Source organism: Streptomyces cucumeris (assembly GCF_024295805.1).
In the GTDB taxonomy this organism is placed as follows: Bacteria; Actinomycetota; Actinomycetes; order Streptomycetales; family Streptomycetaceae; genus Streptomyces; species Streptomyces cucumeris.
Window position 1 is genome coordinate 11,953 of the sequence record NZ_JANCLX010000024.1, and the last position, 16,261, is coordinate 28,213.

Here is a 16,261-nt window from a genome sequence, read left to right on the forward strand (position 1 = left end):
GAGCTGGATGAAGACTAAAGCGCATTAGTTCGCGACGGAAGTCTTGACGCAACTCCCTTTCCGGGTGCAGTTTTTGATCCGCCCCCTCGCATCCCCTCCCCTCCCCTTCCTGCTCCCACCGGACCCACTCCGGCTCATCGAAGGAGCTCGTCGGCCATGCCCATATCCCGTAGAACGACCGCCGCCATCCTCCCCCTGCTGCTCTCCTCCATGGCTCTGACCGGCTGCGGCGGCGGTGATGACGGAGGCGGGTCCCGTGCGGACGGCAAGATCGAGGGAAAGATCCGCTTCCAGACCTGGAATCTCCGGGCCAACTTCAAGGACTACTTCAACGGTCTGATCGACGCTTTCGAGAAGAAGTACCCGGACGTCAAGGTCACCTGGCTGGATCAGCCCGCCGAGAACTATGCGGAAAAGCTCAGCGCGGACGCCGGGTCGGGCAATCTCCCCGATGTGGTCAATGTGTCCCCCGACCTGGCGCATCCGCTGGCCAAGGCGGGGGTGCTGATGAACCTCGACCGGGAGAAGGCCAGTTCCCGCTACCGCTCCGAGTACACCCCCGAGGCATGGCGGGGCAATGCCCTCCCCGGTCTCGACGGGACCTATGCCTTCCCCTGGTACCTCAACACCGGCCCGATGTTCTACAACAAGGCACTCTTCCGGAAGGCCGGGCTGGATCCGGCCGATCCGCCGCGCAGCTACGACGAACTGTTCAGCGCCGCGGACACCATGGCCCGCGCAACCGACGGTGAGGTGGCGACCCTCGCGGGCACCCCGTCCGTCGAGGACTTCGGCCGGTACGGCGTACAGCTCATGAACGGCGACGCCACCGCCTTCACCTACAACGAGCGCAAGGGCGTGGAGCTGCTGACCCGGTACAAGAAGCTCTATGACAAGGGCGGACTGGACGGACAGGCACTCACCAACACCCCGGAGAAGGCCGGGCAGAAGTTCCTGGAGCAGAAGGTCGCGATGAACCCGGGCAGCGCCCATGACCTGGAGACCTTCAAACGGGACGCGCCCAGCCTCTACAAGAACCTCGGCATCACCGAGGCGCCCAACAACACCGGGAAGCCCAACATGTATGTGATGGGCCTGGCTGTGAAGGAGAACAGCGAGCACAAGGCCGCGGCCATCGCGTTCGCGCACTTCGTCACCGACGGCAGGAACCAGGAGTCCTTCGCGCACCAGGTGGCCATCTTCCCGAGCACCAGGGGATCACTGGACAAGCCCTACTGGACCCACGACGACGGCACCGACGAGGGCCGGGTGCGGGTCGCCTCCGCGAAGCTGCTCAAGGGCGCGGTGAACTACACACCCGTCGTGATGAGCGATGAGATGAAGACCGTGCTCCAGAACGAGGTGGCCAAGGCCCTCCAGGGCAAGAAGTCGCCCAAGGAGGCGCTGGACGACGCGGTGGCGCAGAGCAACAAGCTGCTCCAGCAGGGTTAGGGGCACCGGATGCGCCGCCACTCCACCGCTCCCGCCTCGCGGACGCACCGGGCAGCGAGCCCTTGGCTCTTCCTGCTCCCCGGGCTCGCCGTGGTCACCGCGTTCACCCTCTATCCCTTTCTGACCACCGTCCACCAGGCGTTCACCGACACCCGGACGCTCACCGGCGGCTCCTGGGTGGGCCTGGAGAACTTCCGGACCATGCTGGACGACGAGCAGTTCACGGTGGGGCTGCGCAACAGCCTGCTGTACGTGGTGATGGTGGTGCCGTGCACCGTGCTGCTGCCGCTGCTGCTGGCCCTGCTGGTGCGCAGGCAGATCCCCGGTGTCACCTTCTTCCGGGCCGCCTTCTACACCCCGGTGGTGGCGTCGGTCGTGGTGGTCTCCCTGATCTGGGCGTGGATGCTGGACGACCGCGGCCTGGTCAACGGCATCCTCACCTTCCTCGGCGCCAGTCCCGTGGCGTTCCTCGGCGACCAGTGGCTGCTGCTGTTCAGCGCCATGGCGCTGACGGTCTGGAAGGGATTGGGCTACTACATGATCATTTACCTTGCCGCCCTGGCGAACGTACCGCCCGAACTGCACGAGGCCGCCGCCGTGGACGGCGCGGGCGCGGTCCGCCGCTTCCTCAGTGTCACCGTCCCGGCCGTGCGCTCGACGATGGTGCTGGTCGGCGCGCTCTCCTCGGTGGCCGCGTTCAAGGTGTTCTCCGAGGTCTATCTGCTGGCCGGACCCACCGGCGGCCCGGCCGGACAGGACACCACGCTCGTGATGCTGGTGCAGCGGGTGGGCACCGGACTGAACGGACGGGTGGGCTATGCCTCCGCGCTCTCGCTCGTCGTCTTCGCCATCACCCTGGTGCTGATGCTGCTGGTGCTGCGCGCCGACCGCCGGGAGGAGCCGACGTGAGACGTGCGTCCGGCTGGGAGAAGGCACTGCGCTACCTGCTGCTGCTCGCCGTGCTGGCGCTGACCGTGGGTCCCTTCCTGTGGCAGCTGTCCACCTCGCTCAAGGGCACCACCGAGGACATCTACACCTCACCGCCCGCCTTCCTGCCCGAACACCCCACGCTCGACAACTACTCGGGGGTCGCGGACATCGTGCCGGTGTGGGACTACGCGCTGAACTCCCTCAAGGTGGCGGTGGCCAATGTGCTCACCAACTGCGTGGGCGCGGCGATGGCCGGATACGCACTGGCGCGGCTGCGGTTCCGGGGCCGGAAGGCGGCGGGGCTTGCGTTCGTGATGGCGCTGCTGGTGCCCCTGGAGTCCATCATCATCGCCCAGTTCACCACCATGCGGGAGCTGGAGCTCAACAACACCCTCACCGCCGTGGTGCTGCCGGGCGCGGTCAGCGCGCTGAACGTCCTGCTGATGCGCAACGCGTTCGCCGCCCTGCCGTACGAGGTCGAGGAGGCCGCGGTGATCGACGGGGCCAATGTGTGGCAGCGGTTCCTGCGGATCGGGCTGCCCTCGGTGAAGGGCACCCTGGCGGTGGTCGCCATCTTCGCCTTCATGGGTGCCTGGGACGACTTCCTGTGGCCGCTGATCGTGCTCTCCGACTCCGACAAGTTCACCCTGACCGTCGGGCTCAACTATCTGCACGGCACGTTCGCCAACAATCCACGGCTCGTCGCGGCGGGCACCATCATCGCGGTCGCCCCGCTGATCGTCATGTTCGCCTGTCTCCAGCGGTACTTCTTCCGTGGCGTCGGCGAGGGCGCCATCAAGGGCTGAAGGGATCGATCTTTCGTGCGCTTCGGCGTCAACTACACCCCCACGCGCGGCTGGTTCCACCACTGGCTGGACTTCGACATCGACGAGGTCCGCGCCGATCTGGACTCCATCGCGGCCCTGGGACTGGACCACATCCGGGTCTTCCCGCTGTGGCCGGTCTTCCACCCCAACCGCTCCCTGATCCGTCCGCGCGCGGTCGAGCAGCTGGTCCAGCTCGTCGACGCGGCGGCCGAGCGCGGTCTCGAGGTGAACGTGGACGGTCTGCAGGGCCATCTGTCCAGCTTCGACTTCATCCCCTCCTGGACCACCACCTGGCACCGCCGCAACCTCTTCACCGATCCCGATGTGGTCCGGGCCCAGGCGGAGTATCTGCGCACGCTCGCCGCCGCGCTCGCCGACCGGCCCGCGTTCCTCGGGATGACCGTCGGCAACGAGATCAACCAGTTCTCCGCCGCGCCCCATCCCGACCCCGACCACATCACCCCCGGACAGGCCGCGGCGTGGCTGCGCGGAATGCTCGACGCCTGTGAGAAGGGGGCACCGGGACGGACCCATCTGCACGCCTCCTACGACGCCGCCTGGTACCACGAGGACCACCCGTTCACCCCCGCCCACTCGGCCCGGCTCGGCGCCGCCACCGCCGTGCACTCCTGGGTGTTCAACGGCACCGCGCAGCGCCACGGGGCCGCGGGCGCCGCCACCGCACTGCACGCCGCGTACCTCATCGAGCTGTCCAAGGCATGGGCGACGGACCCCCACCGCCCGGTCTGGTTGCAGGAGGTCGGCGCGCCCGCGCCGCACATCCCGCCCGAGCGGGCCGCCGCCTTCACCGCGGCGACGGTCGACCGGGCGCTGGACTGCACCGATGTCTGGGGCGTGACCTGGTGGTGTTCGCACGACGTGGACCGCGGGCTCGCCGACTTCCCCGAGCTGGAGTACGGGCTCGGGCTGCTCACCAACGACCGCCGGGTCAAGCCCGCCGGTCGGGCGCTCGCCCGCTGCGTCCGGGAGTGGCGGGAGCGGGTTCCCGCCCCGCGCACCACCGCGCTGGTGGCGGAGGCCGGGGAGGAGTCCGCCCGGGGGCGTACGGGGTGCGCGCCGGGCGGGGTGTTCTTCGAAGCCTGGATGCGGGCCGCCGCGCAGGGACTGCGACCGGCCGTGGTGCTGGCCGAACGGGCCACGGACGCCGCGCACTTGGCGGCGCGCGGCATCACGGAGGTGCTGACGGTCGACGCCCTCGGATGAACCGCTCACCACCACCTGACCTCCCAGCGAAGGAGTCCGGCGTGTACGACAGATCCATACGACCCGGGACCGGGACCACCCACCCCGGCCGCCGCCGTGTACTGGCCGTGGGCGCCGCCACGGCGGCGGCCACCGCCCTTCCCCCGGCCGTCGCCGGCGCGGCGGGCCGGGCACGTGGCCGCACCGCCGCGGATCCGCGGCCGTACGCCTCGTACTGGTTCCCGGACAGCCTGCCCTCCGGCAGTCCGGGGGACGGTGTCGTCTGGCGCAGCCTGCTGGCGTGGACCCCGCGGTCCGATCCGGATCTCGCGTTCAACACCGCGACCGTCCCCCTTGCTTCCCGTTTCGCCCCGGTGGCGCCGAACACCACGGCGCGCACCGGTCAGGCACGGGTGTCCGCCCTGGCCGCGTTCGCCCCCACCGCGGGCAATCCCTCCCAGGGCTCCCCGACCGCCGACTTCTACGCGCTCACCCACTGGGCCTACCTGGATGAGCTGGTGTTCTGGGGCGGCTCCTCGGGCGAGGGGCTGATCCTCGCGCCCAACGCGCCCGTGGTGGACGCCGCGCACCGCAACGGGGTCCCCGTGCTCGGCACGGTCTTTCTGCCGCCGGTGGCCTACGGCGGGCAGCTCCGCTGGACGCGCGACCTGGTCCGGCGCGGGAACGACGGCGGGTTCCCGGTTGCGGACAAGCTGATCGAGGTGGCGCGGACCTACGGCTTCGACGGCTGGTTCATCAACGCCGAGACCGACGGCGGCGACGCCCGGCTGGCCACCGATATGAAGGACTTCCTGCGCCATCTGCGCGACCGCGCCGGGGGGCTGCGGATCACCTGGTACGACGCGATGGTCGACAGTGGCGCGGTGCGCTGGCAGAACGCGCTCAACGACCGCAACTCCGCCTTCTTCCGCGCCTCCGGCACCATGTTCCTGAACTTCGACTGGAGCGGGCCGGGACTGGCCTCCTCGGGACGGCTCGCGGAGGACCTCGGCCGCGACCGCCATGAGCTGTGGGCCGGGATCGACGTGGAGTCCCGTGGCTATGACACCCCGGTGGACTGGGACGCCGTCGTCCCCGCCGACACCGCGCACACCACGTCCTACGGTTTCTACCGCCCGGAGTGGACCTGGACCAGCCTCCCGTCGGGGCAGCGCGAACCGGGCGCCTTCCACGCCCGTGACGACCGCTTCTGGACCGGCGCCTCCCTCGATCCGTCGGCACCGGGCAGCGGCACCGGAGGGTGGCGGGCGCCCGCCCTCTCCGTGGCGGACCGTTCCACCGTCACCGCGCTGCCGTTCGCCACCTCCTTCAACACCGGCCACGGGCTGCGCTGGTACGAGGAGGGCACGGTGGTGTCGGACACCGCCTGGAACCATCTGGGACTCCAGGACCGGCTGCCCGGACGCCGCTGGGTGGTGCGCACCGGCGCCGCCCGCCCCGCCGTCACCTTCGACTTCGCCGACGCGTGGCGCGGTGGCAGCAGTCTGCTGGTGGACGGCGTCCTGGGCGCGCCGACCACGGTCGAACTGCACTCGGTGCGGCTTCCGCTGTCCCCCGCCACCGTGGTGGAACTGACCCATCGCGCCGACACCGGATCGGCTGCGGTCCGGGTGGAGCTGGCCGTGGCCGTCCGGGAGCCGGACGCACCGGGTGGCGCCTACGACTTCGTCCACGTCCCCGCGGGCACCCTGCGCGCGAGCGGTGGCTGGACCACCGCCACCGTGCGGATCGGACGGCGGCTGCGCGGGCTGCGGGCGGATTCGGTGCGCGCCTTCGGGGTGCGGCTGACCTCGCCCGGCGGGGGCACCGCGCGCTGGCGGCTGGGCGGACTCGCCGTACACGACGCGGCGCCCGCGGTGCCGGACGCGCCCGGAGCGCTGACGGTGACGGCGTCCCGGCCCGGCGCCGAGGCCGGCACGGCGGCGCTGCGGCTGGCCTGGGGGCGCTCGTCCGGGGCCGTACGCCACTACGAGCTGCACCAGGTGCTGCCGGACGGCGGCCGGCGCTTCCTCGGCGGTACGTGTGGCACCGCCTTCTACGTTCCCGCGCTGCGCCGGGCGGACGGCGAGACCGCGTCCCGGATCGATGTCCGGGCCGTGGACGAGCTGTTCCGCTCCTCCCGGCCCTCCTCCGTCCCGTTCGTCTGGTAGTCCCCCGTCCGCCCGCAGCCAAGGAGTACCGCCCCATGCACAGCGACCGTGCCGTCACCGAAGCCCGGCTGAAGCGCGTCCTGGAGGAGCGCATCCGCCCGGCGGTGTACCCGGAGTCCGTACCGCTGGAGACCGGCATCTGGAACGCCCCGGGCGAACCGGTGCCCGTGGCCGAGGGGCTGGCCGCTCCCCGCGGCCCCATCGAGGTCGGCGCGGCCTGGGGGCCGCCGTGGGGCACCAGCTGGTTCACGGTGCGCGGCACGGTCCCGGAGGCGTGGGCGGGCCGGACCGCGGAAGCCGTGCTGGACCTGGGCTTCGACGAGAACATGCCGGGATTCCAGTGCGAGGGGCTGGTCTACCGGCCGGACGGCTCCCCGGTGAAGGGGCTCAACCCGCGCAACCAGTGGGTGCGGGTGGGAGCCCCGGTGGCGGGCGGTGAGGAGGTGGTGCTGCACATCGAGGCCGCCTCCAACCCGGTCGTGCTGGACTACCACCCCTTCGTGCCGACCCGGCTGGGCGATCCGGCGACGGCGGGCAGCGAACCGCAGTACCGGCTGGCCCGGATGGACCTCGCCGTGTTCGACACGACGGTGTGGGAGCTGGTGCAGGACCTCGAGGTGCTGGGCGAGCTGATGGCGGAGCTCTCGCCCGACACCCCGCGCCGCTGGGAGATCCTGCGCGCGGTCGAACGGGCCCTGGACGCCGTGGACCTGCAGGACGTGGGCGGTACGGCGGCCCGCGCCCGGGAGCAGCTGGCGGAGGTGCTGGCGTCCCCGGCCCATGCCTCGGCGCACCGGATCAGCGCGGTGGGCCATGCCCATATCGACTCGGCGTGGCTGTGGCCGCTGCGGGAGACGGTGCGCAAGGTGGCCCGCACCACCGCGAACATGACGGCGCTGCTGGAGGATGAGCCGGACTTCGTCTACGCGATGAGCCAGGCGCAGCAGTTCGCCTGGCTCAAGGAGCACCGGCCGGAGGTGTACGCCCGGGTCAAGAAGGCCGTGGCCGAGGGCCGGTTCATCCCCGTGGGCGGGATGTGGGTGGAGTCGGACACCAATATGCCGGGATCGGAGGCGCTCGCGCGGCAGTTCGTACACGGCAAGCGGTTCTTCCTGGAGGAGTTCGGGATCGAGACCGAGGAGGTGTGGCTGCCGGACACCTTCGGCTACTCGGCCGCGCTGCCACAGCTGGTGAAACAGGCGGGGGCGAAGTGGTTCCTCACCCAGAAGATCTCCTGGAGCCAGACCAACGCCTTTCCCCATCACACCTTCTGGTGGGAGGGGCTGGACGGCACCCGGGTGTTCACCCACTTCCCGCCGATCGACACCTACAACGCGCAACTGTCCGGCAAGGAGGTCGCGCACGCGGTCCGCAACTTCCGGGAGAAGGGGTCGGCGGGGCGTTCGCTGGCTCCCACCGGCTGGGGCGACGGCGGCGGTGGCACCACCCGCGAGATGGTGGCCCGGGCCAAGCGGCTGGCGGATCTGGAGGGTTCGGCCACGGTCGCCTTCGAGCGTCCGTCGGCGTTCTTCGAGAAGGCCCGGGAGGAGTACGGACACGCCCCGGTGTGGATGGGCGAGCTGTATCTGGAGCTGCACCGGGCGACGCTGACCAGCCAGGCCAGGACCAAGCAGGGCAACCGGCGCGCCGAGCACCTGCTGCGCGAGGCCGAACTGTGGGCGGCGACGGCGGCGGTGCGGACCGGTTTCCGCTATCCGTACGAGGAACTGGACCGGCTGTGGAAGACGGTGCTGCTGCACCAGTTCCACGACATCCTGCCGGGGTCCTCGATCGCCTGGGTGCACCGGGAGGCGGAGCGCACCTACGCCCGCGTCGCCGAGGAGCTGGAAGGGATCGTCGCGCAGTCGCTCGCCGCGCTGGCCGGGGACGGTGACGCGGAGCTGGTGTTCAATGCGGCGCCACACCGGCGGGCCGGGGTTCCGGCGGGCGGCGCCGCACCGGTCCGGCCGGGCCCGGACGACGCCCCGGTGCACAGCGCACCGCGCGAGGGCGGCGGCTTCGTCCTCGACAACGGGCTGCTGCGGGTCGGTATCGACGGCCACGGGCTGGTGGTCTCGGTGTACGACCTCGTCGCGGACCGCGAGACGGTGGCCCCCGGAGAGGCGGCCAACCTCCTCCAACTGCACCCGGACTTCCCGAACATGTGGGATGCCTGGGACGTCGACCACTTCTACCGGAACACGGTCACCGATCTCCGGGACGTCCGGGAGCTGGCGTGGGTGGACGGTTCGGTGCGGGTGGTGCGCGTCTTCGGCTCCTCCCGGGTCGAGCAGCGGCTCACGCTCCCCGCGGGCGAGCGGCGGCTGGAGATCGACACCGAGGTGGACTGGCACGAGACGGAGAAGTTCCTCAAGGCGGCCTTCCCGCTGGACCTGCGCAGCGACCGGATCGCCGCCGAGACGCAGTTCGGCCATCTCCACCGGCCCACGCACACCAACACCAGCTGGGACGCGGCGAAGTTCGAGGCGTGCCAGCACCGTTTCGTCCAGGTGGAGGAGCCGGGGTGGGGCACCGCACTGGTCAATGACGCGACCTACGGCTACGACGTCACGCGGACCGCGCACACCACGACCGTCCGGCTGTCGCTGCTGCGCGCCCCGCGCTTCCCGGATCCGCACACCGACCAGGGGACGCACCGCTTCCGCTACGCGCTGGTGCCGGGGGCGACGGTCGGGGACGCGGTGCGGGAGGGGTACCGGATCAATCTGCCCGAGCGGCGGGTGCCGGGCGCCGCGGCCGTGGCGCCGCTGGTGTCGGTGGCGGACGACGCCGTGGTGGTGACGGCGGTCAAACTGGCCGATGACGGCAGTGGCGATGTGGTGGTGCGGCTGTACGAGTCGCGGGGCGGCCGCGCGCGGACCCGACTGACCGCCGGATTCCCGCTGTCCGGCGCCGTGTTCTGCGATCTGCTGGAGCGGCCGACCGGGCCGGCCGCCCCTGAGGGTGCGAACTGCCCGCTGGTACTGGGCCCGTTCGAGATCGTCACCCTGCGTCTCTCGCGCACCACCGAGTGAAATGATGTGATGCACATCACATACCGGAGGGAGGGTCGCAGCACAGCGCCACGCGGCCCTCTTTCCGGGTCAACTCCCTCTTGTTGTGGCCGAATCGGGCCCCTTATGTTTGGCGCGCCCGGCAGTCGCCGCACCGGCATCAGGAGAAGGAGCCGTCCATGCCCTTACGGGGACGCCACCGCCGTCCGAAGCCCCACCGGATCTCCCGCGCCTCGCTGAGTGTGACGGCGGGCGGCGCCGGACTCGCCCTGCCACTGGTCGGCGCCACGGGCGCGCACGCGGCCTCGGAGGGCACCTGGGACAAGGTCGCCCGGTGCGAGTCCACCAGTACCTGGGACATCAACACCGGCAACGGCTTCTACGGCGGACTCCAGTTCACCCAGAGCACCTGGAAGGCATACGGCGGCACCGCATACGCGGCACGGGCCGATCTGGCCACCAAGGACCAGCAGATCGCCGTCGCGGAGAAGGTCCTCGACGCCCAGGGGCCCGGTGCCTGGCCGGTCTGCTCCGGCAAGGCCGGGCTGAGCCGGGACGCCGCCGAGCCCCGGAGCGCTCCCGAGACCCTCAAGGCGGCCGCGCGGCAGACCGAGCGGAAGCAGCCCCCGCACAGCAAGCCCACACCCACCCGGCTGCCCGGCCAGGCGCCGTCCGGCTCCGGCCGCTATGTGGTGGTCGGCGGCGACTCGCTCTCCGGGATCGCCGACGACCACAACGTGCGCGGCGGCTGGCGGACCCTGTACGAGACCAACCGGCAGACCATCGGCGATGATCCGGACCTGATCCATCCCGGTCAGAAGCTGGCCCTGAGCGGCAGCGGCAGAGCCACGCCCGAGAGATCCGCACCGAAGGCGGACACCACGCCGAAGGCCAAGCCCAGGCCGAAGCCCGAGACCCACCACAAGGCCAAGCCCAAGCCGCAGCCGGAGAAGCAGCACCCCAGCCGCCAGCGGTCCACCGCCAAGCCCGCCACCGGTGCCGGGTTCAGCGCGCCGGTCAGCGGGGTCACCCCGACCACGGCGTACCGCGCCTCCGGGTCCAGCTGGTCCAGCGGACACCACACCGGCGTGGACTTCCCCGTGGGCGTGGGCACCTCGGTGAAGGCCGTCAGCACCGGCCGGGTGGTCTCGGCCGGCTGGGCCGACGCCTACGGGTACGAGGTGGTCATCCGGCACCCGGACGGCCGGTACAGCCAGTACGCCCACCTCTCCCAGCTGTCGGTGCGGGCGGGCCAGAGCGTCAACGGCGGTCAGCAGGTCGGCCGTTCCGGCTCCACCGGCAACACCACCGGTCCGCATCTGCACTTCGAGATCCGCACGGGCCCCGGCTACGGATCCGACATCAACCCGTTGGCCTATCTGCGCGCCCACGGCGTCCGGATCTGAGGCGGACGGCCGTCAGGGCGCCCCGTACACCGGCTCCGGGGGCTCGGCCGCGGCGAGCAGTTCCGTCACGGCCTCCCCCGCCCCGGCGGGGGACCAGCGGGCGCCCTTGTCGGCCGTCGGCCCCCGGCGCCAGCCGTCCATCACGGTGATCCGCCCGCCATCGGCCTCGAAGACGCGGCCGGAGACCCCGGCGCAGGCGGCGGAACCGAGCCAGACCACGAGCGGTGAGACGTTCGCGGGAGCCATCGCGTCGAAGGCTCCGGGCCGGTCGGGGGCGGCCATGGTGTCGGCGAAGGTGGCCTCCGTCATCCGGGTGCGGGCCGCCGGGGCCACCGCGTTCACCTGCACGCCGTAGCGCTCCAGTTCGGCCGCGGCGACCAGGGTGAGGCCGAGGATCCCGGCCTTGGCCGCCGCGTAGTTGCCCTGGCCGACACTGCCCATCAGCCCCGCGCCGGAGCTGGTGTGGATCACGCGGGCAACCGGTGCGCGCCCGGCCTTGCTTTCGGCACGCCAGTGCGCGGCGGCGTACCGCAACGACAGGAAGTGGCCGGTGAGATGGACACGGAGCACCGCGTCCCAGTCGTCCTCCCCGAGGTTGACGAGCATCCGGTCGCGGAGGAAACCGGCGTTGCTGACGAGGGTGTCGAGGCGGCCGTAGACGTCAAGGGCGGTGGCGATCAGGGAGGCCGCGCCGTCGGCCGAGGCGATGTCCCCGGTGTGGACGACGGCCTCGCCGCCGGCGGCCCGTATCTCCGTCACCACCTCCTGGGCCGGGTCCGCCGACCGTCCGGCGCCGTCGGGACCCGCGCCGATGTCGTTGACGACGACCTTCGCGCCCTCGGCGGCGAACGCGAGCGCGTGGGCGCGGCCGAGGCCGCGGCCCGCTCCGGTGACCACGGCGACGCGTCCCTGGCACAGTCCGCTCATCTCACTCCTCCTGGGTGGTGGTGCCCTCGGTGGGGCCCGATGGGGCGGCGTCCGCCGCCGCGTTCGCCGTGGCGGCGTCGAGGAAGGCCGGGCGCTCCCCGCCACCGTGCACGGCGAGGCTCGCCCCGGTGATGTAGCGGGCGAGTCCGGAGGCGAGGAAGACACAGGCGTCACCGGCCTCGGCGGGTTCGGCCAGCCGTCCGAGCGGCACGGTGCGCCCGACGGCTGCGATCCCGTCCGCGTCCCCGTAGTGCAGATGCGACCGTTCGGTGCGGACCATGCCGAGGACGAGGGTGTTCACCCGCACCGCCGGAGCCCATTCCACGGCCAGGGTGCGGGCCAGGTTCTCCAGGCCCGCCTTGGCGGCACCGTAGGCCGCCGTACCCGGTGAGGGCCGGGTGCCGCTGACGCTCCCGACCATCACGATCGACCCGCCGGTCTCCTGACGGCACATCAGCCCGTATGCGGCCAGGGCGACGGTCATGGGCGCGGTCAGATTCAGCTCCAGCACCCGGGCGGCACGGCGCGGACCGTCGGCGGCGATCAGACCGTAAGGGCTGCCTCCGGCGTTGTTGACCAGCAGGTCCAGGTGTCCGTGGGTGTCGCGCAGCGAGCGGAAGAAGCCCTCGACGGCGTCGGGGTCCGTTACGTCGAGCGGCTGGAAACGCGCGGTGCGCCCGGCGGCCCGCACCGGCCCGCCGGGGGCGCGTCGGGCACAGACCACCACCTCGGCCCCCGCGGTGAGCAGGGAACGGGCGATACCCGCACCCACCCCGCGCGTTCCTCCGGTGACCACGGCGACCTGCCCGGCGAGGTCGATGGTGACGGCCACATGACACCTCCCGCTGCGCGCTGTGCGCTGCTACCTTCTCGCCTAACAAATGTTTGGTGGAAAGGTAGCGGATCTGCTCATGGGTGTCTCCACCACCGCCCCGGAAGCGGGCGTAGCCGTCGTCACCGTGGACTTCCCACCCGTCAACGCCCTTCCCGTGCACGGCTGGTACGCGCTGGCCGCCGCCGTGCGCGGCGCGGGCGCCGACCCCGCGGTGCGCTGTGTGGTCCTCACCGCCGAGGGCCGGGGGTTCAACGCGGGCGTGGACATCAAGGAGATGCAGCGCACCGAAGGACACCAGGCGCTGCTCGGCGCCAACCGGGGCTGCGCCGAGGCGTTCGCCGCGGTCTACGACTGCCCGGTGCCGGTCGTCGCGGCCGTGCAGGGTTTCTGCCTCGGCGGCGGTATCGGTCTGGTGGGCAACGCGGACGCCGTCGTGGCGAGCGAGGACGCGGAGTTCGGGCTGCCGGAGCTGGACCGCGGCGCGCTGGGCGCGGCCACCCATCTGGCCCGGCTGGTGCCGCAGCATCTGATGCGGGCGCTGTACTACACCGCGCGTACCGCCACCGCCGAGGAGTTGCACCGGCACGGCTCGGTGTGGCGGGTGGTGCCGCGCACCGGTCTGCGTGCCGCGGCGCTGGAGCTGGCGCGGGAGATCGCGGCCAAGGACGGTGAGCTGCTGCGGCTGGCCAAGGCGGCCATCAACGGAATCGATCCGGTCGATGTGCACCGCAGCTACCGCTTCGAACAGGGCTTCACCTTCGAGGCCAACCTCGGCGGACTGTCCGACCGGCACCGCGACGCCTTCCTGGCACGGGGCGGTGAGCGGCGGTGAGCCCGGGCCTGGACAAGCGGATGAGCGCGGCGGAGGCGGTCGGCCGGATCGAGAGCGGTATGACGGTCGGCATCGGCGGCTGGGGTTCCCGGCGCAAGCCGATGGCGCTGGTACGGGCCCTGCTGCGGACCGATGTCACCGATCTGACGGTGGTCTCCTTCGGCGGGCCGGACGTGGGGCTGCTGACCGCCGCCGGGAAGATCCGCAAACTGGTGACCGCGTTCGCCACCCTGGACTCGATCCCCCTGGAGCCGCACTTCCGGGCGGCTCGCGAGAGGGGCGCCCTCGAACTGGTGGAGCTGGACGAGGCGATGGTCATGTGGGGGCTGACCGCCGCGGTGCACCGGCTGCCCTTCCTGCCCGTCCGCGCGGGTCTCGGCTCGGACGTGATGACGGTCAACCCCGGTCTGCGGACGGTCCGTTCGCCCTACGAGGACGGCGAGGAGCTGGTGGCGGTACCGGCGCTGCGGCTGGACGTGGCGCTGGTGCACCTCAACCGCGCCGACGCCGCGGGCAACGGTCAGTACCTGGGACCGGACCCGTACTTCGACGACCTGTTCTGCGAGGCCGCCGGCCACGCCTACCTCTCGTGCGAACGCGTCGTCGACACCACTGAATTCGCGGCGGCGGGCGGTCCGGGGACCCTGCTGGTCTCCCGGCACAGCGTGGCCGGTGTGATCGAGGCGCCGCACGGCGCCCACTTCACCTCCTGCGTCCCGGACTACGGACGTGACGAGGCGTTCCAGAGCGCATACGCCAAGGCCGCGGCCGACCCCGGGGCGTGGCGGGAGTTCGCCGCGCGCTTCCTGTCCGGGGACGAGGACGCGTACCGGGCCGCGGTGGCGGAGTTCGGGAGGGAGGGCCGATGGCCGCTCAGGTGAGCCGGGCCGAGTACTGCGTGGTGGCGTGCGCGGAGGCGTGGCGGGGCGACGGGGAGATCCTGGCCGCCCCGATGGGTGTGGTGCCCCGGATCGGCGCCCGGCTGGCCGGACTCACCTTCGAGCCGGGGCTGCTGCTGACCGACGGTGAGGCGATGCTCGTCGGCGACGATCCGGAGGTGGTGGAGGGCTGGCTGCCGTACCGCCGCCACTTGGCACTGGTCGCCGGCGGCAAACGCCATGTGATGATGGGCGCGAGCCAGCTCGACCGCCACGGCAACCAGAACATCTCCTGCGTCGGTGACTGGAAGCGGCCCCGGCGGCAGCTTCTCGGAGTACGCGGAGCACCCGTCAACACCCTGAACAACCCCACGAGTTACTGGGTGCCGCGGCACTCCCGGCGGGTGTTCGTGGAACGCGTGGACATGGTGTGCGGTGTCGGACACGACCGGGCCGCGGCGGCCGGGCCGTCGGCGACCCGCTTCCACGAACTGCGGCGGGTGGTGACCGATCTCGCCGTCCTCGACTTCGCCACGCCCGACCGCACGCTGCGGGTGCACTCGCTGCATCCGGGGGTCACCGCCGGGCAGGTGCGGGAGGCCACCGGCTTCCCGCTGACCGTCGCCGACGACGTCCCCCGCACCCGTGAGCCGAGCGCGGCCGAGCTGCGGCTGATCCGGGAGGTCATCGATCCGGAGGGGCTGCGCGAGCGGGAGGTGCCGTCCTGATGGACACCGCGCTGACCGCGCTCGCCGGGGTCCGCCACCCGATCGTCCAGACCGGGATGGGGTGGGTCGCCGGGCCCCGGCTGGTGTCGGCGGTGGCCGAGGCCGGGGCGCTGGGCATCCTCGCCTCCGCCACCATGTCCCCGGACCGGCTGCGGGCCGCGGTGCGGGAGGTCGCCTCGCGCACCGACGCGCCCTTCGGCGTCAATCTGCGGGCCGACGCGGGGGACGCCGGGGAACGGGTGCGGATCATCATCGAGGAGGGCGTCCGGGTGGCGTCCTTCGCGCTGGCCCCCACCCGGGAGCTGATCACCCGGCTGAAGGACGCGGGGGTGGTCGTCATCCCGTCGGTCGGCGCGCGGCGGCACGCGGAGAAGGTGGCGGCCTGGGGCGCGGACGCGGTGGTGGTGCAGGGCGGTGAGGGCGGGGGCCACACCGGCGAGGTGGCCACCAGTGTGCTGCTCCCCCAGGTCGTGGACGCGGTGGACATCCCGGTGGTGGCCGCGGGCGGTTTCCACGACGGCCGGGGCCTGATCGCCGCGCTCGCCTACGGAGCGGCCGGGATCGCGATGGGCACCCGCTTCCTGCTGACCTCCGACAGCACGGTGCCGGACGCCGTGAAGGCCCGCTACCTGGCCGCCGCGGTCACCGATGTCACCGTCACCACGGCGGTCGACGGACTGCCGCACCGGATGCTGCGCACCGAACTGGTCGACGCCCTGGAGCGCTCCGGGCGCACCACCGCCCTCGTCCGGGCCGTACGCCACGCCGCCGCCTTCCGTCGGCTGTCCGGGACGGGCTGGGTACGGATGGCGCGCGACGGGCTGGCCATGCGCCGCGGCCGGGAGCTCACCTGGAGCCAGGTGCTGCTGGCCGCCACCACCCCGATGCTGCTCAAGGCGGCGATGGTGGACGGCAGGACCGACACCGGGGTGATGGCCTCGGGCCAGGTGGCGGGGGTGATCGCCGATCTGCCGAGCTGCGCGGAGCTGGTGGACCGGGTGATGGCACAGGCCGAGGCGGTACGCGCCCGGCTGCCGGCCTAGGGTCGGGCCCGGCAC

Annotated in this window: 12 protein-coding genes and 1 pseudogene; 11 read left to right on the top strand and 2 right to left on the bottom strand. The window is 72.1% G+C overall.

Features of this window, described 5'->3' with window-relative positions:
• Nucleotides 1-156 precede the first annotated feature (156 nt).
• From NMK44_RS28685 to NMK44_RS28715, 7 genes and pseudogenes are all read left to right on the top strand, one after another.
• On the top strand, nucleotides 157-1,452 hold the full coding sequence (locus NMK44_RS28685; protein WP_254748432.1) for an ABC transporter substrate-binding protein: 1,296 nt from the start codon (nucleotides 157-159) through the stop codon (nucleotides 1,450-1,452).
• 9 nt (nucleotides 1,453-1,461) lie between these two features.
• On the top strand, nucleotides 1,462-2,361 hold the full coding sequence (locus NMK44_RS28690; protein WP_254748434.1) for a carbohydrate ABC transporter permease: 900 nt from the start codon (nucleotides 1,462-1,464) through the stop codon (nucleotides 2,359-2,361).
• Nucleotides 2,361-3,188, top strand: a pseudogene (locus NMK44_RS28695) (carbohydrate ABC transporter permease); the annotation flags it as partial. The gene NMK44_RS28690 and the pseudogene NMK44_RS28695, both read left to right, overlap by 1 nt.
• 15 nt (nucleotides 3,189-3,203) lie before the next feature.
• On the top strand, nucleotides 3,204-4,433 hold the full coding sequence (locus tag NMK44_RS28700; RefSeq protein WP_254748438.1) for a glycoside hydrolase 5 family protein: 1,230 nt from the start codon (nucleotides 3,204-3,206) through the stop codon (nucleotides 4,431-4,433).
• Between the two features lie 41 nt (nucleotides 4,434-4,474).
• A complete protein-coding gene (locus NMK44_RS28705) occupies nucleotides 4,475-6,583 on the top strand; it encodes an endo-beta-N-acetylglucosaminidase (RefSeq protein ID WP_254748440.1) in 2,109 nt (702 codons plus the stop codon).
• A gap of 35 nt (nucleotides 6,584-6,618) precedes the next feature.
• Nucleotides 6,619-9,618, top strand: coding sequence for an alpha-mannosidase (locus NMK44_RS28710; RefSeq protein ID WP_254748442.1), 3,000 nt, complete (start codon nucleotides 6,619-6,621; stop codon nucleotides 9,616-9,618).
• Nucleotides 9,619-9,776: 158 nt separating this feature from the next.
• Entirely contained in the window at nucleotides 9,777-11,003 is a 1,227-nt protein-coding gene (locus tag NMK44_RS28715; RefSeq protein WP_254748444.1) for a transglycosylase family protein, read from the top strand.
• Between the two features lie 12 nt (nucleotides 11,004-11,015).
• On the opposite strand, the gene NMK44_RS28720 is transcribed toward NMK44_RS28715, so the two are convergent.
• Nucleotides 11,016-11,930 (bottom strand): SDR family oxidoreductase, encoded by a 915-nt coding sequence (locus tag NMK44_RS28720; RefSeq protein WP_254748446.1) that lies wholly within the window; start codon nucleotides 11,928-11,930, stop codon nucleotides 11,016-11,018.
• 1 nt (nucleotide 11,931) lies between these two features.
• Complete coding sequence (locus NMK44_RS28725) at nucleotides 11,932-12,762, bottom strand: SDR family oxidoreductase (protein WP_254748448.1); 831 nt, start codon at nucleotides 12,760-12,762, stop codon at nucleotides 11,932-11,934.
• A 79-nt stretch (nucleotides 12,763-12,841) separates the two neighbouring features.
• On the opposite strand from NMK44_RS28725, the gene NMK44_RS28730 reads away from it, so the two are divergent.
• From NMK44_RS28730 to NMK44_RS28745, 4 genes are read left to right on the top strand one after another with little or no spacing between them, the layout of a single operon-like run.
• A complete protein-coding gene (locus tag NMK44_RS28730) occupies nucleotides 12,842-13,597 on the top strand; it encodes an enoyl-CoA hydratase family protein (protein WP_254748450.1) in 756 nt (251 codons plus the stop codon).
• 20 nt (nucleotides 13,598-13,617) lie between these two features.
• Entirely contained in the window at nucleotides 13,618-14,478 is an 861-nt protein-coding gene (locus tag NMK44_RS28735; RefSeq protein WP_254748635.1) for a CoA transferase subunit A, read from the top strand.
• The gene (locus NMK44_RS28740) at nucleotides 14,463-15,203 is read left to right on the top strand and encodes a CoA-transferase subunit beta (RefSeq protein WP_254748452.1); all 741 of its coding nucleotides are present in this window, start codon (nucleotides 14,463-14,465) and stop codon (nucleotides 15,201-15,203) included. The genes NMK44_RS28735 and NMK44_RS28740 overlap by 16 nt, the downstream gene beginning before the upstream one ends.
• On the top strand, nucleotides 15,203-16,246 hold the full coding sequence (locus tag NMK44_RS28745) for an NAD(P)H-dependent flavin oxidoreductase (protein WP_254748454.1): 1,044 nt from the start codon (nucleotides 15,203-15,205) through the stop codon (nucleotides 16,244-16,246). Before NMK44_RS28740 ends, NMK44_RS28745 begins: the two co-directional genes overlap by 1 nt.
• Nucleotides 16,247-16,261: the final 15 nt, after the last annotated feature.